The following is a 21,298-nucleotide window of genomic DNA, read 5'->3' as shown; positions in this document are numbered from 1 at the left end:
ATATTTTCATTAAGACAGCATAAAAATGCTTGCTAATTAGAAATTCATAGATTGTCTTATTTATTAGTATTATTTTTAATGGCCTAAAAAAACCAGTTTAAAAACTGGTTTTTCATATAAATCAATTAATTATTTATGATTGGTGTCTCATGGAGGTAGTGCCACTGCCAACTCGTTTCATGAGAATTGCGTCTCAATAACGCCACTGACTCCCGCATAAGAATTTTCTTATTTTCACTGTGTATTTCTTGATATCTGACAACCACCAAACAATCTGATTGATAAATTATTTTATAATCATCTGTTTTTATTTTCAGTCCACTTCTTTTTCCTGCATTTTGTCTGAACATCGCAATAACATCATCATAACTCACTGCTTTTCCATTGATCCCAACCATAGAAAACTCACTAGATAAAAGATTTTCTATCTTAGTTATTGCATCAATAGAAAGAGGAAATTGCGTAAAAACAGCTTCAATCTCATCATGTAAAGATCTAATGCTTTCTATAATTAAATCTGTATTAAATTTCATCTTGTATTTCCTGTACAATATTTTTTTTCTTTAATGTAAATAATAATGTGATAGGCAATATGCCAATTAAAGCACATATTAAAAACGTCATGTTATAAGCGGTTTGTGGTAAGTAAAAAAGTGAAAGAATATTAAATAACATAGCAACAACGGTTGCTCCGACACTAAAAACGACCTGCCTATTAATATTCCAAATAACACTGGCCTGAACTAATTTCTGTGAGTTAAAATCATATAATGCTGTTGTTTGCGCAGTATTAGCACCAATTCCGCCACCAATCCCGATAACTAAATAAGCAATAATTAATAAAGGTATATCCGTATTACTATTTACAAATATTAATAAAGCAATACCTATACTGTGTAATAACAGCGCGAAAATAAATAAACGTTTCATGCCTAATTTATTATAAAATACACCACTTATTGTCATTGAAATAAAAGCCCCAAGTGCATATAACAACATGAAAACACCTGTGCCTTGAGCAGTAAATTTTAAATATTGTTGTAAATAAAATATCGCAAGAATATTTACACCAGTGAAAACACCAGGAATACAGTAATAAACAAAAATAGAGATCGATAAATTTCTATTTTTTAATAATGATAAATTAATAACTGGAGATATATGGCGTCGATAATGATAATAATAAAGTACTGCAAAACATGCCGATAATGCCGCTATGACTAATGCAAGTAATGTTGAGTGATACTCACCATAAGCCGATAGAGCAAACAATCCTGAAACAATAACCAAACTAATAAGAATGATACCTTTGATATCAGGTATAGCGTTTTCTTTAGGTAAAGGCTCTTTTACCCAAATAAAAGCTAAAAGTGCGGTTAGTAATGAAAAAGGAATATTGCTATAAAATACCCAACGCCAAGAAGCCATATCAACAATAAATCCACCTAATGTAGGTGATATTGCTGGAGCGATTAAAGCTATCGCCATAATGATCGTTGATATTTTGCTTCTTTCATGTCCTTGAAAATATTGAAAAGTTAGTGCTTGTCCAATTGGGATCAATAATCCACCACTAACACCTTGAATAAAACGCCACAAAATAAGTTCACTAAATGAATGTGAGTCCCCTACTAGCGCCACAGACACACTAAACATCAGCATTGATGTCACCATCAATGCTCTAATACCAAAACGTTGTGATAACCAATGACTTAATGGAATAATTAACGTCAATCCCAAAATATAGCTATTTGAAACCCAAGTCACTGAAACAATGGAAATTTGCATATCATCAGCGACTGCGGGTAATGCAATGGCTGACATAAAAATGTTGATACAATCTATAAAGAAGCCCAGCAAAAATATAGATGCAATTCGATAGCGGTAAGTCATAAAAATCCTCCGCGCATAGAGTACGGAAGATTGACGAATTTCGTCTATCTGACAAAATAGAACTTATTGTTTAATCAGAGTAAACAATCATGCAAAATCAAATTGATCGAATTCGCTCTTTTATTGCTGTTGTTGATACAGGATCTTTTACTCAAGCAGCAAAATATTTACGCTTGAGTAAATCAATGGTGAGTATTCATATCAAAGCATTAGAAACCGAGTTAAATGTCTCATTACTCAATCGCAATACTCGTCGATTTTCACTGACAGAGACTGGAGAGATGCTTTATCAAGATTTTCGTCAAGTGTTAATTCAATTAGAGCAAACATTAGATAAAGCGAGATTGGGTCAGCAGGAACTACAGGGATCATTGCGATTAAGTTCAACCGCTGAATTTGGTGAATATTATATTTTGCCGTTACTTAGTCAATTTATGCAATTACACTCAAAGTTGAAAGTACAGTATGCGTTTAATTCTTCTATTGAGGATTTAATAAATCATAAGTTAGATTTAGCTATTCGTTTAGGCACATTAAAAGACAGTAATTATCGCTCTACCAAATTGGCTAATTACGAGATAAGTTTAGTTATTTCACCTGATTTGTTACAAAAATTCTCGATAAAAACTATCAACGATTTAAGCGCTATTCCTTATTTAGCAAACAGTAATTTACGTCAAAGTAAGCTTTCATCATCTTCAGAATTTAATACCCTACTCTCTCAGTTAGCTCAAGATGCTTATTTTGAAACTAACACCATTGCCGCATTAAAAAAAATGGCTCTTGCGCACTCAGGGATGACTATTTTGCCACATTGGTATATTCGTCAAGAATTATTAGAAGGCCAATTGGTTGTACTGTTTCCTGAACATGCACTTTTAACTCAATCCGTTAATATTATTTTCCCTTATAGCGAACATATCCCAAGAAAAACACGTCTCTTTATTGATTACTTAAAAGAAAATATCCAGCTATAACGCTAGATGTGCGAGAGAATTTAGAAGAAATAGTTAGGAAATAAAATACCTTATTTCTTTCTCATACACTGAGCAGAAATAAGGTATTTTTTAGAAGAAAAAGTAACTTAGCCCAACAACTAAAATAATAATTGCAGGGATTGGATGTAATAAACATTTTGCAACAACATGTTTAGGGCGAAATGCTAAACCAAAAGTTGCACCAGCACACACAGACCAAATAAGAAGGACACCTTGCCAAATTGCAAGTGAACTGGTGTTCGCTGCAAATCGACTAGGATCCCACATGATACAAAATGCCATTACCAACGCCATGATTAAAACAAGAGCCCTAATAGGGCCCTTGTCTAGTAGTTGGTAGCTTTTATCCAACATTATTCTTCACTTTCTGAAGCTTTTTTCGCTTCAGCGTGCTCGAAAGCTAGTCCTGCGATCACCGCAATACTACAAGCGAAGAGCGTTCCGAGAAGCCATGCAAAATACCACATTCTCTATGCTCCTTAGTACAGAGTATGATTATTGCCTTCGATAAATTTCTTATCGAGGCGACCATGCATTTTCCAGTAACACCAGATGGTGTAAAGGAGAACGATAGGTACAAAGATAATCGCAACAACTGTCATTACCTGAAGAGTAAACAGGCTAGAAGTTGCATCCCACATTGTTAAGCTCACATCTGGGAAAGTGCTTGAAGGCATCACAAATGGGAACATAGTCACACCACAAGTCAGGATAACACAAGCAATTGTCAGTGAAGTGAACAGGAATGCCCAGCCACCTTTATTTGCTTTAGTAGCAACAATCGCCAGTAAAGGACATAACAGACCTAATGCAGGCAGAGCCCATAATACTGGATAGTTGTTGTAGTTAGTCATCCAAGCACCAGCTTCGTGAGAAACGGTTTTCAGTAGTGGAGATGAAGGACCAGCTGTATCAACAGTACTTGTAATAATGAAGCCATCGATACCATAGATTAACCATACACCAGCTAATGCGAAACCAACGAAAGTGATTAATGAGGTAATGTAAGTTGTCTTACGAGTACGCTCATGTAATTCACCAGTAGTACGCATTTGAAGATAGCTTGCACCGTGTGCAACAATCATCATTAAGCTAATTACGCCAGCTAATAAACCGTATGGGTTTAGTAGGTACAGCAGGTTAATGATACCGTTAGTTGTACCATTATAAGATACACGTTGCATGCTATCGACTTCTAATGGAACACCTTGTAACAGGTTACCAAAAGCAACACCGATAACTAATGGTGGAACGAAGCTACCAATAAAGATGCCCCAATCCCACATACCACGCCATTTTGGTGATTCTAATTTAGAACGGTAATCAAAACCTACTGGACGGAAGAATAATGCCGCCAATACGAAGATCATACCAAAATAGAAACCAGAGAATGCCGCAGCATAAACCATTGGCCATGCAGCGAATAATGCACCACCTGCTGTGATTAACCATACTTGGTTACCATCCCAGTGAGGTGCAACAGAGTTAATCAAAATACGGCGTTCAGTGTCATCTTTCGCGATAACGCGTAGTAACACACCGACACCCATATCAAAACCATCAGTGACTGCGAAGCCAATCAGTAAGATACCAATCAGTAGCCACCAAACAAATCGCAATACTTCATAATCAAACATAGTGGACTCCTGTGTTACTTACTTTGTGCAGAAGATGCGTTCTTCTGTTCAAAGTGATAGCGACCCGTCTTCAGGCTACTCGGCCCAAGGCGACCAAATTTGAACATCAGGAACATTTCGGCAACTAAGAACAGAGTATACAGACCACAGATAAGACCCATAGATATTAGGATATCAGCCTGTGTCAGTGAAGAAGTTGCTACAGCCGTAGGCAGGATTTCACCAATCGCCCATGGTTGACGTCCATATTCTGCAACAAACCAACCTGCTTCAATCGCAATCCAAGGTAATGGAATACCCAGTAACGCAGCACGTAGTAACCATCTATAGTTACCAATACGGTTTGATAGAACAGTCCAGAAAGAGACAGCAATAATCATTAACATCAGGAAGCCAACGGCAACCATGATACGGAATGACCAGAACAGAGGTGCAACATTAGGAATAGTGTCTTTTGCAGCAGATTTGATTTGCTCTTCTGTTGCATCGACAACATTTTCAGTATAACGCTTCAGTAATAAGCCGTAGCCTAAATCTTGTTTAGCGTCATTAAATGCAGCACGAATAGCAGGATCAGTATTACCTGCGCGTAGTTCGCTTAATAATTCGTAAGCTTTCATACCGTTACGAATACGAACTTCATGCTGACTCATCAGATCGTTAAGACCTAATACAGGCGTATCGAAAGAACGCGTTGCAATAATACCCATGACATAAGGGATTTGTAATGCAAACGAGTTTTCCATTTTTTCTTGATTAGGGAATGCAATCAGATTAAATGCAGCTGGAGCGGCTTCTGTATGCCATTCACCTTCAATTGCAGCCAGTTTGGTTTTTTGCACGTCACCCATTTCGTAACCAGATTCATCACCCAGTACGATAACAGATAATACAGCTGCGATACCAAAAGTAGCGGCAACTGCGAAAGAACGTTTTGCAAAACCGATGTCACGACCTTTGAGCAGGTAGTAAGAGCTGATACCCAGAACAAAGAATGCACCAGTACAGTAACCAGCAGCGACGGTGTGAACAAATTTAACTTGAGCGACAGGGTTTAAAACCAGATCAGCAAAACTCAACATTTCCATTCGCATGGTTTCAAAGTTGAAGTCTGCAGCGACAGGGTTTTGCATCCAACCATTCGCAACAAGGATCCATAGCGCAGAGAAGTTAGAACCGAAAGCAACTAACCAAGTTACCATCAAGTGCTGCTTCTTACCTAAGCGATCCCAGCCAAAGAAGAACAATCCGACGAAAGTTGATTCTAAGAAGAACGCCATCAGACCTTCGATTGCTAAAGGCGCACCGAAGATATCACCGACGTAATGAGAGAAATATGACCAGTTAGTACCAAATTGGAACTCCATGGTCAACCCAGTTGCGACACCCAGAGCAAAGTTAATACCGAATAACTTACCCCAGAACTTTGTCATATCTTTGTAAACTTGTTTACCCGACAGGACATATATCGTTTCCATGATTGCCAGCATAAACGCCATACCTAACGTTAACGGGACAAACAGGAAGTGATACATCGCTGTTAAGGCAAACTGTAACCGTGACAGTTCGACAATATCAAACATCTTGACTCCTTGCTCCTAGCAGGAAGACACCGACTTGCGGCAACCCGACTTTATTAAATTATAAAGCCTCATAACTACCAGCAATAAATGCCTCTAAAAACAACAACGAATATTAAAGACCAAAAACACAATACCTTACAAATAGTACGCTTATATTTACATATAATAAATATATTTTGCGTGACCCAGATTTGAATTCTGAGCTTAGGTCAACAATACGACTTTTAGGTTTGTAACAGCATATTTGATCGTGTGCCAATTTAAGCATATTCAGAAATTTTTGCCACAATTAATAACTTGACCTACATCAAAAAAACACTTTAATGTTAACTAGTTGCGAATAAATTACCCAATAGTTACCATTGTGTTAATGCAATGTTGTTTTTATTTTTAAGTGTAATTTATCTCCTTATATTTTCCATAATAAAATTAACTTTTTATTTTCATAAAAGCCCTAAAAATAAACACTTTTAGTTGTGTTTTATTAATTTTAATATCAAAATCATTTTTTTGCAGGTAAAAAATAAATATTTAAAAAAAATAATCTATTAATTAATAAGTTGAAATTTACAAAAATGTAAATACAGAAAATGACATCTAGTTAATTTATCAAATAAAGATAAAATTAAAATCCAATAGTGATTATCTATTTTTAATATTAATAACTATTTATTTTGTTTTTTATTTCAGATAAGTAAACTGTAATTAATCTATGTTATATACCTAAAATACAAATCAATAATTCAATAAAATTAAAAATAACCTTTTAAATCAATTAAATAAGAAAGCCATCAAACCAGGTTCACGAAAAAGGAAAACAATTTGTCTTTATTGTATTTTATTATTTTTGTGGAACATTTCTTACAACAATCATAAGTGTTTCATCATTACTCTTGATAGGTATAAAAGAGCCTAGTTTCAGCTTTAATCTCCTTTTTGATGCCCTATCATAATAAAAGAATATTTTCTCAGGCACGCTTCTTTACCTGCCCTCCTTTTCACTTATTCATTAACATGTTTAAAAAAACATTTTTGTAGTAAAAATGTGCCTTACAGCGATGCTGAAGGGGGGATTTAGGAACCATTATTACGATACTTATAGGAAAGGTATGATGATCACAACATAAAATAACTACTTACTTTTTTGTTAGTCCGTTTTTCATCTAAAAACATGTATTTAAAATGTTATTTTTAATAACAAAGAATGGATACAAACAGTATTTATCGTTATTTTCATTTTATGTAAAAAGCTTATAAAAAGAAAAAAGAGCGATTTTGCATAGAGATCAATATTTAAAAAAATCAATTAAAAACAAGTAATTACAATTAATTCATATAGATGTTTAATGTGTTAATCACAATACTTGATATAGACATTAATATTTAAATGAAGCTAGATATAAAAATGCCAGCTCCTATTAAGAAACTGGCATTTAAGATAGTATCAACCTGAAATCATTAACAGTATTGTTACTTACTTGATCATTGATTTAATAGCTTCGCCAATATCGGCCAAGCTACGCACAGTTTTAACACCCGCAGCTTCAAGAGCAGCAAATTTCTCATCTGCTGTGCCTTTACCACCCGCAATAATAGCTCCCGCATGTCCCATACGTTTACCTTTAGGGGCAGTCACACCAGCAATGTAACCTACAACCGGTTTAGTCACATGATCTTTGATATAAGCGGCTGCTTCTTCTTCTGCTGTACCACCAATCTCACCGATCATCACAATTGCTTCTGTTTGTGGATCTTCTTGGAATAGCTTCAGAATATCAATAAAGTTAGAACCCGGAATTGGGTCACCACCAATCCCAACACACGTTGATTGACCTAAGCCAACATCTGTTGTCTGTTTAACTGCTTCATAAGTTAATGTACCTGAACGAGATACAATACCTACTTTGCCCGGTAAGTGAATATGACCAGGCATAATGCCAATCTTACATTCACCTGGAGTGATAACACCCGGACAGTTAGGGCCAATCATGCGTACACCCGCTTCATCTAATTTTACTTTTACTGTTAGCATATCCAACGTAGGAATGCCTTCTGTAATAGTAATGATGAGTTTGATGCCCGCCTCAATCGCTTCTAAGATTGAATCTTTACAAAATGGTGCAGGTACATAAATAACTGTCGCAGTTGCACCTGTTGCCTCAACAGCTTCGCGTACAGTATTAAATACAGGAAGTCCTAAGTGCGTAGTACCACCTTTACCCGGCGTAACACCACCAACCATTTGTGTACCATAAGCAATTGCTTGCTCAGAGTGGAATGTTCCTTGGCTACCAGTAAAACCTTGGCAAATTACTTTGGTGTTTTTATCAATTAAAATAGACATTATTTTGCCTCCGCTGCTGCAACAACTTGTTTCGCGGCATCAGTTAAGCTTTTAGCTGCGATAATATTTAATCCACTATCTGCTAATTTTTTGGTGCCTAACTCTGCATTGTTTCCTTCAAGACGAACAACCACAGGAACATTAACGCCAACTTCTTCAACTGCGCCAATAATACCGTCTGCGATTAAGTCACAACGAACAATACCGCCGAAAATGTTGACTAATACAGCACTGACATTTTCATCAGACAAAATAATTTTAAATGCTTCTGTTACACGCTCTTTTGTTGCACCACCGCCTACATCGAGGAAGTTAGCGGGTTCGCCACCGTGAAGTTTAACGATATCCATAGTACCCATTGCTAAACCAGCACCATTGACCATACATCCAATGTTGCCATCTAATGCAACATAGTTCAGTTCCCACTGCGCAGCTTGCGCTTCTCGCGGATCTTCTTGCGATGGATCATGCAGTTCACGCATTTCAGGCTGGCGATATAATGCATTGCTATCTACGCCTAATTTACCATCAAGACAAATCAGATCATCTTCTTTTGTGATAACCAGAGGGTTAATTTCAATTAGCGCAAGATCGCGCTCTAAGAAAATAGTAGCTAATCCCATAAAGATCTTAGCAAATTGGCTGACTTGCTTGCCTTTTAAACCTAGTTTAAAAGCAAGTTCTCTTCCCTGATAAGGCATAGGGCCTGTCAGTGGATCAATAATTGCGCGATGAATAAGTTCTGGCGTTTCTTCCGCCACTTTTTCAATTTCTACGCCGCCTTCAGTTGAAGCCATAAAGACAACGCGACGGGTACCACGGTCAATAACCGCACCAAGATAAAGCTCTTTAGCGATATCAGTTGCAGCTTCAACCAAAATCTGTGTAACAGGTTGACCGTTAGCGTCTGTTTGATAAGTCACTAAACGTTTGCCTAACCATTGTTCAGCAAATGCGCGGATCTCTTCTTTAGATTTAACGACTTTTACGCCGCCCGCTTTACCACGTCCACCCGCGTGAACCTGACATTTCACGACCCAAGGGCCTTGACCGATTTTTGATGCAGCTTCTTCTGCCTCGCGCGGCGTGGAGCAGGCGAAACCAGCAGGTGCTGGTAATCCATACCGTGTGAAAAGCTGTTTTGCCTGATACTCGTGTAAATTCATGATGTTCTATCCATAATCTTGTTGAAAGTCGGGCTTTCTTATTTTTTTGACTATAAGCCAGAGAAATCTGACTTCACGAACACACTGTACTTCTTTGATGCTTGTGTCTGTTGCTAAGTAGGCAGGAGGAGCATCTCCTGCCTAGAAGCGATATTTATTACCTATACATCAAGTAATAAACGGGCTGGATCTTCTAGCATCTCTTTGACGGTTACTAAGAAACCGACAGACTCACGACCGTCAATTAAGCGGTGGTCATAAGACAGAGCCAGATACATCATTGGTAGAATAACAACCTGACCATCAACGGCCATTGGGCGATCTTTAATAGCATGCATCCCTAAAATGGCACTTTGTGGTGGGTTGATAATAGGCGTTGACATTAATGAACCGAAAACACCACCATTTGTAATAGTAAAGTTACCACCCGTTAAGTCTTCAACGGTTAACTTACCATCACGGCCTTTTACTGCTAATGCTTTAATGTTTTTCTCAATATCCGCCATGCTCATTGCATCCGCATCACGTAATACTGGTGTTACCAGACCACGAGGTGTTGATACCGCAATACTGATATCGAAATAGTTGTGATAAACCACATCAGTGCCATCAATAGAAGCATTCACTTCTGGGTAGCGTTTCAGTGCTTCAACAACCGCTTTAATATAGAAAGACATAAAGCCTAAACGGACACCGTGGCGTTTTTCGAAAGCTTCGCCATATTGAGCACGTAAATCTTTGATTGGTTGCATGTTGATTTCGTTAAACGTTGTCAACATTGCAGTAGTGTTTTTCGCTTCTAATAAACGTTCTGCAACACGTTTGCGTAAACGTGTCATTGGAACACGTTTTTCGCTACGATGAGATAACAGCGCTTGAGGCGCTTCTTCAACAGGTTTCGTTGCAGTTTTATTTGCAACATGACCTTCGATATCTTGGCGAGTTAAACGACCACCTACACCACTGCCTTTCACATCAGCAGGATTAACATCGTGCTCTGCAACTAAACGACGTGCTGTTGGACTTAATGCATCGTTATTACCTTTTTCAGCAATATCAGCACTTTGACGTTGTGCTGGTGTACTATCTTGAGCTGGTTTCACATCAGCAGGAATACCGGTGCTATCACCTAAACGAATGCGGCCAAGTAATTGGCGTGAACCAACGGTAGCGCCTTCATCTTCAAGAATACTTTCTAATACGCCCGCTTCACTTGCAGGAACTTCTAAAACAACTTTATCTGTTTCGATTTCAACCAGCACTTCATCGCGTTGAATGCTATCACCAGGTTTTTTATGCCAAGTTGCGACCGATGCGTCAGCAACTGATTCAGGGAGATCCGGTACTAGAATGTCTACACTACTCATTTTCTATCCTTATTTATTCAACTTTCAGTGCGTCTTCAACCAGAGCTTTTTGTTGCTCCTGATGAACAGAGGTATAACCGACTGCTGGAGAGGCTGATGCCGGACGTCCTGCATAACGTAATGTTGCGCCCGTAGGGATCGCATCACGGAAATTATGCTGGCTACAATACCAAGCCCCCTGATTTAAAGGCTCTTCTTGACACCAAACGAAATCTTTCACATGGGAGTAAGATGCCAAAATTTGCGCAATATTTTCGTGTGGGAATGGATACAGTTGTTCAATACGAATAATGGCAACGTTGTTTTGCTCATTAGCACGACGTTGTTCTAATAAATCGTAGTAAACCTTACCTGAGCACATCACAACACGTTTTACATCAGCCGGTTTTAAATCATCCATTTCACCAATTACAGGTAAGAATTTACCGTTGGCTAACTCATCCAATGCAGAAACCGCTAATGGGTGACGTAACAGTGATTTTGGTGACATTACGATAAGTGGGCGACGCATACCACGTAACGCTTGACGGCGTAACATATGGTAAACCTGAGCTGGTGTTGATGGCACACAAACCTGCATATTTTGCTCTGCACACAGTTGCAGATAACGTTCTAAACGTGCAGAGGAGTGTTCAGGGCCTTGGCCTTCATAACCGTGTGGTAGCAGCATCACTAAACCACACATACGACCCCATTTTTGCTCACCTGAACTAATAAATTGGTCTATAACAACTTGAGCAACGTTTGCGAAGTCACCAAATTGTGCTTCCCAAATTGTTAAATCACGAGGTTCTGTTGTGGCATAACCATATTCAAATGCAAGAACAGCTTCTTCTGTTAATACAGAGTCCCAGACATTAAATTGCCCTTGAGCATTATGAATATTAGCCAATGGAACATAAACAGAACCATTAGTTTGATTATGAACAACGGCGTGACGGTGGAAGAATGTACCACGACCAGCATCTTCACCAGAAAGGCGAATTGTGATCCCTTGGTCAACTAAAGTCGCATACGCTAATGTTTCCGCAGCACCCCAGTCGAGTAGTTTTTCACCTTCTGCCATGACAGCACGGTCAGCATAAATTTTCTCAACACGAGATTGCATGACGATTTCTGACGGAACAGTACTCACACGGCGTGCTAAATCTTGTAAACGTGTTTTCTCTACTTTATGTGGATACTCTTCATTCCATTCGTGATTTAAATACGGCTCCCATGTGTAAGAATGCAGCCCCATTGGGCGGTATTCTTCAACGACACAATCACCACGATCCAGTGCATCACGATAGAGATTAACCAGTTCAGTCACATCATTGGCATCAAGCAGTGATTGAGCAACCAGTTTATCTGCGTAAATTTTACGTGGTGTTGGGTGTTTCTTGATTTTTTGATACATCAGAGGCTGAGTCGCATTTGGCTCATCCGCTTCGTTATGGCCATGACGGCGATAACACACCAAATCAATCATTACGTCACGTTTAAAAGTATTACGGAAATCCAACGCAAGGCGAGTCACAAACGCAACCGCTTCTGGATCATCAGCATTAACGTGGAAAATTGGTGCCTGAACCATTTTCACAATATCAGTACAGTATTGTGTTGAACGAGCATCTTTTGGATTTGACGTGGTGAAACCAACTTGGTTATTGATAACAATACGAACTGTACCGCCAACTTCATAACCACGCGCTTGGGACATATTCAAGGTTTCTTGAACAACACCTTGACCAGTTACCGCAGCATCACCATGGATTGTAATAGGAAGAACCATATTACTACGCGCTTCATCTAAACGATCTCGACGAGCACGAACAGAACCGATAACAACTGGGCTAACAATCTCTAAGTGAGAAGGGTTAAAGGCTAATGCTAAGTGAACTTGAGCCCCTTCAGTTGCAAAATCGGATGAGAAACCTTGGTGATATTTAACGTCACCAGTTCCCAAATGCTCTTTATGGATCCCCGCAAATTCATCAAATAAATCAGCAGGTTTTTTACCGAGGATATTAACCAAAACGTTTAAACGTCCGCGGTGCGCCATACCAAGAACCACTTCACGAGTATCTTGTTTACCAGCATGACGGATTAAATCTTTTAACATAGGTACTAGTGCATCACCACCTTCTAAAGAGAAGCGTTTCGCACCTGGGAATTTCGCACCTAAATAACGTTCTAAGCCTTCAGCAGCTGTTAGCTCTGTCAGGAAGCGTAATTTTTCTTCTTTTGTAAATTGGTCTGCAACATTAACTGATTCTAAACGTTGTTGGATCCAACGTTTCTCTTCAGTGTTAGTGATATGCATATATTCAGCACCGATTGAACCACAATAAATGCGTTTCAGGGCTTCGTATAAATCACTTAATTTCATGGTTTCTTTGCCGATGGCAAAAGAACCAACATTGAAAGTTTCTTCAAAATCTTCTTTAGTCAGATTATGGAAAGCAGGATCTAAATCTGGAACAGATTCTTGTTTCCATAAACCAAGTGGGTCGAGGTTCGCATTTTGATGGCCACGGAAACGAAAGGCATTGATGAGCTGCAAAACTTTGACTTGTTTTGAGTCCGTTGCCGGATCGCTTACCGAGGTATGGTATCGAGTGGATTCTTTTGCGAGGCGTCTGAAGTAGTCGCGGGTCTGAGAATGCGACTGCTCTATGCCTTGACTTGCGGGCAGTTGTTGAAAAATCTCTCTCCAACTTTCGTCAACAGAGTTGGGGTCAGTTAGGTAATCTTCATAGATATCTTCTATGTAAGACTGATTCTCTCCTGCTAGAAATGTTGATTCTAGCCAGTCCTTCATTGCGCCGTTCTGCATTATGATCCCTTAAGCTATACAGCTTTAGTTCGCCGTGGATAACTAATACCGTGATTAAACGGTGTCGATTGCAAGGTTCTCTCATGACCCGCTATCTCGCAGGTTCTTTAAATATGGAGCTTTAGCTCTCAAGGAACCTTTAAGCACTGTCTAACAGTGTTTAAAGGTGCCTTACTATTTACCGCAAACGTCTAACTTAGTTTTTCCATTAACCGCCCTAACTATTTTAGGGCGGTTATTATTTTATGCACTACGTTTTAACAACATCGACTTAATATGGCCAATTGCTTTTGTTGGATTGAGTCCTTTAGGACATACGCTGACACAGTTCATAATGCCATGACAACGGAATACGCTGAACGCATCGTTAAGATCATCAAGGCGAGATTCTGTTTCTGTATCACGACTATCAATCAAGAAACGATATGCAGCTAACAATCCAGCTGGCCCGATAAACTTATCTGGATTCCACCAGAATGACGGGCAAGAGGTTGAACAACAAGCACAAAGGATACAATCGTAAAGTCCATCAAGCTTTTCACGTTGTTCTGGTGACTGTAAGTTCTCACGAGCAGGAGGATTTTTGCCATTATTAATTAAATACGGACGAATTTTCTCATACTGTGTATAGAACTGAGTCATATCCACTATTAAATCACGAATTACTGGTAAACCGGGTAACGGTCTGATCACAATTTTCTTACTTCCTTTCTGTAAAGATGAAATAGGTGTGATACAAGCCAAACCATTTTTACCATTCATGTTCACGCCATCAGAGCCGCAAACACCTTCACGACAAGAACGACGGAACGATAAGGTAGGATCTTTTTCCTTTAATTGAATTAATGCATCCAACAGCATCATGTCACGCCCTTCAGGAACTTCGAGGGTGTAATCTTGCATATGCGGCGCATTATCAACGTCGGGATTGTAACGATAAATCGAAAATTCAAGTTTCATATTTAAGTCTCCGCAACTTCAATAACACCGCTAATTAATATGTACGCACTTTTGGTGGGAAGGCTTCACGCAGTTTTGGCTGCATATTGACTTCACGGCGTGTCATTGTTTCGGTTTGCGGTTGATATAATGTATGGCATAACCAGTTCGCATCATCACGCTCTGGGAAATCGAAACGGCTATGAGCACCACGACTTTCTGTACGGAAGTTTGCAGATACTGCAGTGGCATAAGCTGTTTCCATCAGGTTATCTAATTCTAAGCATTCAATACGCTGAGTATTAAACTCGCTTGAATTATCATCCAGTCGGGCATTTTGTAAGCGCTCACGAATAACTTTTAGTTCTTCTAAGCCTTTTGCCATTGCATCACCTTCACGGAATACTGAGAAGTTATGTTGCATACAAGATTGCAGTGCTTTACGGATCTCAACAGGATCCTCACCAGAACGATTGTTTTCCCAGCGATTTAAACGTGTTAATGCTGCTTCAACATCCGACTCGCTTGCATCACGCATCGTGCCTTGTTCCATCAGAGATTCTTTTAAGTGAACCCCTGCTGAACGACCAAATACAACGAGGTCTAACAGTGAGTTACCACCTAAACGGTTGGCGCCATGAACAGATACACAGGCAATTTCACCGACAGCAAACAGTCCAGGAATAACAACATCTTCGCCCTTCTCATTTACACGAATGGCTTGGCCTGTCACTTTTGTTGGAATACCACCCATCATATAGTGGCAAGTAGGAATAACCGGAATTGGCTCTTTGATAGGATCAACGTGTGCGAATGTACGAGACAGATCAAGAATACCCGGTAAACGTGATTCAAGGACTTCTTTACCAAGATGGTCGAGTTTCAATTTCGCATGAGGACCCCAAGGACCATCACAACCACGGCCTTCACGAATTTCAATCATGATAGAACGAGCCACTACGTCACGACCAGCAAGGTCTTTAGCGTTTGGTGCATAACGTTCCATAAAGCGTTCACCGTCTTTATTCAACAGATATCCGCCTTCACCACGACAACCTTCGGTCACTAACACACCCGCACCCGCAATACCGGTTGGGTGGAATTGCCACATTTCCATATCTTGCAGTGGAACACCTGCACGAACCGCCATGCCAACGCCATCACCAGTGTTGATATGTGCATTTGTGGTAGATTGATAAATACGGCCCGCACCACCTGTGGCTAAAATAGTGGCATTAGCTTTGAAATAAACGACTTCACCCGTTTCGATGCAAATTGCAGTACATCCAACAATATCACCATCTTGGTTTTTCACGAGATCCAGTGAATACCACTCTGAAAAGATAGTTGTGTGATTTTTTAAATTTTGCTGATACAGGGTATGCAACAATGCGTGCCCAGTACGGTCAGCAGCGGCTGCAGTACGCGCAGCTTGTTCGCCACCGAAGTTCTTAGACTGACCACCAAACGGACGTTGATAAATACGGCCATCATCTAAGCGAGAAAATGGAAGCCCCATATGTTCCAGCTCTAAAATTGCTTCAGGGCCAGTTTTACACATATATTCGATTGCATCTTGGTCACCGATATAGTCGGAACCTTTTACTGTATCGTACATGTGCCATTCCCAGTTATCCTCATGAGTATTACCTAACGCAACAGTAATACCGCCTTGAGCTGAAACAGTATGAGAACGAGTAGGAAAAACTTTAGAAATTAGTGCGCAAGACAAACCCATTTGGGAAATCTGTAAAGCAGCACGCATACCCGCGCCACCAGCACCAATAACAACGGCATCAAACTCTCTTACTGGCAGATTCATTACACACCCCACACCACAATTGTTCCATAAATAAGATAAACCAACAGCGCAACAACAATAATCAGTTGTAAAGTCAGGCGTAATGCCAGCGGTTTAATATAGTCCGTTAACACTTGCCACATGCCTATCCACGCGTGGATAAGAATAGAAAGCAACGTCAAGATGGTGAACACTTTGGTTAGGGATGAGCTAAAGAACCCTCGCCATACTTCATAGGTAATTTCTGTGGTTGCAATAAAACCCACAAGATAAAGAACATATAAAACGATGATGATGGCTGAGGCACGCAGAAATAACCAATCCTGTATGCCAGTACGACCTAAAGTAGAAGAATTACTTACCATACTAATACCCCCGCCAATATTGATAAAATTACTGTAATAACCATAGATGCAGCCGCTGAATTGCGACCTACAACCAAGGTTTCATCAATAAAGCCGAAGTCCATTAACATGTGACGAATACCACCACAAATATGGTATGCCAATGCCGTTAGGATGCCCCACAAAATAAATTTTGCGAAGAAGCCAGTCATCATTTCAGCAGCTTGCTGAAAACCTTCAGGAGAGGAGAGAGAGGTGCCAAGTAACCACAGTAAGATGCCAACTGCGACTAACATGATAACCCCAGAGACACGATGCAAGATCGATGCGATAGCAGGGAGTGGAAACTGTATCGTCTGTAAATCCAGATTGACAGGTCTTTGTTTTTTCACAATTTATGCCCACACAGCTTTTATAATTTTTCCTTCCTCCGGACCTGGATGGAAATCAAACAGCGAATGGGGTACAAAGGCACATTTTAAGTAAAATGTTAAATCCGTCTATTTTACAAAAATTGTGGATTCGTTACGCTGGTTCTCCATACAACAAAGGTTCCGGAGACCTGCGCGCAGTATAAGTGGTTCACAAACTTATTACAATTACCACACAACTTGTGTGCTGGACATTTGCCTCGAACAGTGAGAGGGATCACTATTTAATATATCCGATGCAAAAATGATTATCATTTTTGACACACGCACAACATTTTTATTACATTTACCACATAATTTTAATGTTTATGTTTTTTTTGTGCGCAAACACGCTTCCAGAAACCTCAAACTTATGTAAAAGTGTTGTCAGTACTAATTCTAAGTGCATTGCATAAAAAAGCACCTAAAAAAACATAACATCAAAAGCTCCTTAACATAAGTGACACACTATAGACCCAGATATGACGGGCATAAAATAAAACCCGACTGGGTACCTTACATCAACTATAGTTTCACTATCGAAGTGCATCTTTATTCTTTATGGAGATACCCTCGACTTTGTTAGGAGACATATAAGCGCTAAGGAGATTATAAATGGCTGATAACAAAGCTAAGCTAACGATTGATGAAACATCTGTAGACTTGGACGTTTTATCCCCTACACTCGGTTCCAAAGTTATTGATATTCGTACTCTCGGCTCCAAAGGTTATTACACCTATGATCCCGGCTTTACCTCAACCGCCTCTTGTGAGTCAAAAATCACTTTTATTGATGGTGATAACGGTATCTTACTTCACCGTGGTTTCCCTATCGGGCAATTAGCGACTGAATCAACATACTTGGAAGTTTGTTATATCCTGCTGTACGGTGAAGCTCCGACCCAAGAGCAATACGACAATTTTAAAACGACTGTCACTCGTCACACCATGATCCATGAACAAATCACCCGTCTGTTCAATGGTTTCCGCCGTGACTCTCACCCAATGGCTGTATTGTGTGGTGTAACAGGGGCCTTAGCTGCGTTCTATCATGATGCATTGGATGTCAGTAATCCGGTTCACCGCGATATCACGGCTTATCGCCTGTTATCCAAAATGCCAACCGTGGCAGCAATGTGTTACAAATACTCAATTGGTCAACCTTTTGTGTATCCAAAAAATGACCTATCTTATGCGGGTAACTTCTTGCATATGATGTTTGCAACACCATGCGAAGAGTATGTCATCAATCCAGTACTTGAGCGTGCTATGGATAGAATTTTCATCCTTCATGCTGATCACGAACAAAATGCGTCAACATCTACAGTACGTACAGCAGGCTCTTCAGGTGCAAATCCATTTGCCTGTATTGCTGCGGGTATCGCGTCACTTTGGGGACCCGCTCATGGCGGTGCGAACGAAGCGTGTTTACGAATGCTGGAAGAGATCAAAACAGTTGAACACATTCCTGAATTTATTAAACGAGCAAAAGACAAAAATGACTCCTTCCGTTTAATGGGCTTTGGTCACCGTGTTTACAAGAACTACGATCCTCGTGCAACAGTTATGCGTGAAACTTGTCATGAAGTGTTAAAAGAATTAAACCTCAATGACAGCTTGCTTGAAGTGGCAATGGAATTAGAACGCATCGCATTAAACGACCCGTACTTTATTGAGAAAAAACTGTACCCTAACGTAGATTTCTACTCTGGTATTATCCTTAAAGCGTTAGGTATTCCATCCAATATGTTTACTGTTATTTTTGCGATTGCACGTACAATTGGCTGGATTGCTCACTGGAATGAAATGCACGAAGATGGTCTGAAAATTGCGCGTCCTCGTCAGCTTTATACTGGTTATAATGAGCGCGATTTTAAAAGTGAAATTAAAAAGAAATAATTGAGTTCTATTAATTATTTATCTTGATAAGCCCCGTTTTAAATCGGGGCTTTATAATTTTAGCTACTATTAGCGACTAAAAGTTAATCAGCTTTTTAAATATTCTTGTGGCGTCTGCCCTGTCATTTTCTTAAAAAATGTAATAAAGGCACTGTCACTAGCAAATCCTAATATCTGACTAATATCTATATAACGATGATGAGTAGCTAATAATTCAATGGCTTTCATTAATCGCCACTGTTGACGCCATTGTTGGTAACTTAAACCTGTTTCTTTATAAAATAAACGCGTGATCGTTTTTTCACTCGCTCCCACATATTTCGCCATTTCTTGTAACGGTGGAGGTAAATCATCAAACGATAAACGTTTTAATCGCCTATCTTTCGGCATAAATAAATGATTGGGTTGTCGTTGAGCCTGCATGATTTCATCAAAGAAAACAGCTAATAGATTCGCATAACGCCCTTCTTCCCATTGCGTATCAAAATCAGCCACAGAAATACGCTCAAGAATTTCTCGCAAAAGAGGAGAAAGCGTAAATATCTCACTCTCACTTGGAAATTTATCATGATATTTATCGGAAATATAAACAGAACGATATCCCACAGAGGCATACATTTCGACTCGATGTTCCAATTTTGCAGGGATCCACGCAATTCTCATGGGAGGCAAAACAGAAACCCGAGAGGCTAAAGTAATTCGCATACATCCTGACTGCGTAAATAATAATTGTCCTCTATCATGAGAATGAAATCCTGAATCGTGCTTTCCCATTTCTGCTGCAATACCCACTACTGATGCAAGATGCTCTTCTGGCACAAAGTGGTCGTATTGATTAAGCCAAGCCATCACTTGTCCTATTTAAAAAATAATATGTCTTTATATTTATAACAAGACATTCATTATCTCTGTATTCTGTTCATCAAGATTTAAGGATGTAGGATAAAAAGATGAACAAAAAACTCTCTTTATGGTTAGCAATTGCGTTAATGATGTTTCCACAAATTGCAGAAACCATTTATAGCCCAGCACTTACTGATATTGCAAACGGCTTTTATGTCAGTGCAAACGAGGCTGGACAAACACTTTCGCTCTATTTCTTTGCATTTGCATTGGGGGTCATTATATGGGGTCGGTTATGTGATGTCATTGGTCGTCGTCCGACAATGTTAGCTGGGTTGTTTATTTATGCTATTGCTTGTCTTGGTGTTTTCATGACACAAGATTTTTCAGTATTACTTGGATTGCGCATGCTTTCCGCTTTTGGTGCTGCGGTAGGCTCGGTCGGCACACAAACCATTATGCGTGATGTCTATAATGGTGATGAGTTAGCAAAAGTATTCTCAGTTATGGGAGCGGCTATCGCCTTAAGTCCAGCAATAGGTATGTTAAGTGGTTCATTATTAGTGAGTTATGCAGGCTACCAAGGTGTATTTAGTGGCCTAGCCTTTCTTGCTGTGATTTTACTGTTATGGAGCACTTTTTCTTTACCTGAAAGCCGTCCTGAAACAGTAAAAACAGCGCCGTTAGGGGAAACTGCAATAAAAATGCTTAAAGATAAGCAAATTGCTAAAACAGTATTATTAATTGCTTTTTTTAATATCAGCCTCTTTGCTTATTATCAGTTAGCACCTTTTATGTTTGATAAACAAGGTTATAGCGCAAGCACTTTTGGATATAGTGGCATTGTGTTAGCAATAGGTGTCGGTATTGGCTCTTATATTAATAAAGCATTATTAAATCATCATTGGTCATGTGGAAGACTAGTTTTACTCGCGAGTTTTATTGCATTAGTCAGTGCTGTGGGTGTTTATTTTTTACGTGACCACATTAGCTTTATTATTCCGATGATGACGAGTGTTATTGCTTATGGCATTGCTATTCCAAATATCTTAGCCACAGCATTAGTACAGTATAAAGATCGCTTAGGTACTGCGGGGGCATTATTAGGCTTGTTCTACTATCTATTAATTGGTGGTGGGCTTGTACTTGCAGGATGGGGACAAAGCTTAGCAATCACCTTACTAATCTGTAGTCTAAGTTCATTGCTACTCTCTTTTTCTCGTCAAACGACAAAATAAAAAGGAATAAACTGACTA

General features: G+C 39.4%; 18 protein-coding genes. 3 read left to right on the top strand and 15 right to left on the bottom strand.

The annotated features are described in order from the left end of the window. Window positions 1-125 precede the first annotated feature (125 nt). Window positions 126-533, bottom strand: coding sequence for a DUF4440 domain-containing protein (locus LW139_RS05645; RefSeq protein ID WP_166541039.1), 408 nt, complete (start codon window positions 531-533; stop codon window positions 126-128). After that, entirely contained in the window at window positions 523-1,893 is a 1,371-nt protein-coding gene (locus LW139_RS05640) for an MFS transporter (RefSeq protein WP_247850729.1), read from the bottom strand. Before LW139_RS05640 ends, LW139_RS05645 begins: the two co-directional genes overlap by 11 nt. Window positions 1,894-1,982: 89 nt before the next feature. Between LW139_RS05640 and LW139_RS05635 the strand changes: the two genes are divergently transcribed. Next, a complete protein-coding gene (locus tag LW139_RS05635) occupies window positions 1,983-2,870 on the top strand; it encodes a LysR family transcriptional regulator (RefSeq protein ID WP_166541037.1) in 888 nt (295 codons plus the stop codon). Between the two features lie 90 nt (window positions 2,871-2,960). Here the strand turns inward: LW139_RS05635 and ybgE are convergent, their stop codons facing one another. The 12 genes from ybgE to sdhC form a co-directional block, all read right to left on the bottom strand. After that, window positions 2,961-3,245 (bottom strand): cyd operon protein YbgE, encoded by a 285-nt coding sequence (gene ybgE / locus LW139_RS05630; RefSeq protein WP_166541036.1) that lies wholly within the window; start codon window positions 3,243-3,245, stop codon window positions 2,961-2,963. Beyond that, window positions 3,245-3,358, bottom strand: coding sequence for a cytochrome bd-I oxidase subunit CydX (gene cydX, locus LW139_RS05625; RefSeq protein ID WP_069370099.1), 114 nt, complete (start codon window positions 3,356-3,358; stop codon window positions 3,245-3,247). Before cydX ends, ybgE begins: the two co-directional genes overlap by 1 nt. Before the next feature lie 12 nt (window positions 3,359-3,370). Continuing rightward, window positions 3,371-4,528: a cytochrome d ubiquinol oxidase subunit II gene (cydB, locus tag LW139_RS05620; protein WP_166541035.1), complete on the bottom strand. Its 1,158-nt coding sequence runs from the start codon at window positions 4,526-4,528 to the stop codon at window positions 3,371-3,373. A gap of 14 nt (window positions 4,529-4,542) precedes the next feature. Next, window positions 4,543-6,111: a cytochrome ubiquinol oxidase subunit I gene (gene cydA, locus LW139_RS05615; RefSeq protein WP_166541034.1), complete on the bottom strand. Its 1,569-nt coding sequence runs from the start codon at window positions 6,109-6,111 to the stop codon at window positions 4,543-4,545. 1,474 nt (window positions 6,112-7,585) lie between these two features. Then, window positions 7,586-8,455: a succinate--CoA ligase subunit alpha gene (gene sucD / locus LW139_RS05610; RefSeq protein WP_072070202.1), complete on the bottom strand. Its 870-nt coding sequence runs from the start codon at window positions 8,453-8,455 to the stop codon at window positions 7,586-7,588. Continuing rightward, window positions 8,455-9,621 carry an ADP-forming succinate--CoA ligase subunit beta gene (gene sucC / locus LW139_RS05605; protein WP_072070203.1) on the bottom strand — a complete coding sequence of 389 codons (1,167 nt, stop codon included), beginning with the start codon at window positions 9,619-9,621 and terminating at the stop codon, window positions 8,455-8,457. Before sucC ends, sucD begins: the two co-directional genes overlap by 1 nt. Window positions 9,622-9,782: 161 nt before the next feature. Beyond that, complete coding sequence (gene odhB / locus LW139_RS05600) at window positions 9,783-10,988, bottom strand: 2-oxoglutarate dehydrogenase complex dihydrolipoyllysine-residue succinyltransferase (RefSeq protein WP_109410020.1); 1,206 nt, start codon at window positions 10,986-10,988, stop codon at window positions 9,783-9,785. A 13-nt stretch (window positions 10,989-11,001) separates the two neighbouring features. Beyond that, complete coding sequence (gene sucA / locus LW139_RS05595) at window positions 11,002-13,806, bottom strand: 2-oxoglutarate dehydrogenase E1 component (protein WP_166541033.1); 2,805 nt, start codon at window positions 13,804-13,806, stop codon at window positions 11,002-11,004. A gap of 243 nt (window positions 13,807-14,049) precedes the next feature. After that, window positions 14,050-14,766: a succinate dehydrogenase iron-sulfur subunit gene (locus LW139_RS05590; RefSeq protein ID WP_006537662.1), complete on the bottom strand. Its 717-nt coding sequence runs from the start codon at window positions 14,764-14,766 to the stop codon at window positions 14,050-14,052. A 34-nt stretch (window positions 14,767-14,800) separates the two neighbouring features. Next, window positions 14,801-16,567, bottom strand: coding sequence for a succinate dehydrogenase flavoprotein subunit (sdhA, locus tag LW139_RS05585; RefSeq protein WP_109410018.1), 1,767 nt, complete (start codon window positions 16,565-16,567; stop codon window positions 14,801-14,803). Further along, complete coding sequence (gene sdhD / locus LW139_RS05580; protein ID WP_006537664.1) at window positions 16,567-16,911, bottom strand: succinate dehydrogenase membrane anchor subunit; 345 nt, start codon at window positions 16,909-16,911, stop codon at window positions 16,567-16,569. The genes sdhA and sdhD overlap by 1 nt, the downstream gene beginning before the upstream one ends. Next, a complete protein-coding gene (gene sdhC / locus LW139_RS05575; RefSeq protein WP_247851203.1) occupies window positions 16,905-17,285 on the bottom strand; it encodes a succinate dehydrogenase cytochrome b556 subunit in 381 nt (126 codons plus the stop codon). Before sdhC ends, sdhD begins: the two co-directional genes overlap by 7 nt. Window positions 17,286-17,915: 630 nt before the next feature. Between sdhC and LW139_RS05570 the strand changes: the two genes are divergently transcribed. After that, window positions 17,916-19,199, top strand: a complete 1,284-nt coding sequence (locus LW139_RS05570; RefSeq protein WP_166541032.1) for a citrate synthase — start codon at window positions 17,916-17,918, stop codon at window positions 19,197-19,199. An 87-nt stretch (window positions 19,200-19,286) separates the two neighbouring features. Here LW139_RS05570 and LW139_RS05565 read toward each other — a convergent pair whose 3' ends face one another. Next, entirely contained in the window at window positions 19,287-20,048 is a 762-nt protein-coding gene (locus LW139_RS05565; protein WP_109410015.1) for an AraC family transcriptional regulator, read from the bottom strand. Window positions 20,049-20,149: 101 nt separating this feature from the next. On the opposite strand from LW139_RS05565, the gene LW139_RS05560 reads away from it, so the two are divergent. Continuing rightward, window positions 20,150-21,280 carry a multidrug effflux MFS transporter gene (locus LW139_RS05560; protein WP_247850728.1) on the top strand — a complete coding sequence of 377 codons (1,131 nt, stop codon included), beginning with the start codon at window positions 20,150-20,152 and terminating at the stop codon, window positions 21,278-21,280. The last annotated feature ends 18 nt before the right edge of the window (window positions 21,281-21,298 follow it).

This window comes from Proteus vulgaris, assembly GCF_023100685.1.
Taxonomy (GTDB): domain Bacteria; phylum Pseudomonadota; class Gammaproteobacteria; order Enterobacterales; family Enterobacteriaceae; genus Proteus.
This window is presented reverse-complemented; position numbering and strand designations above follow the sequence as displayed.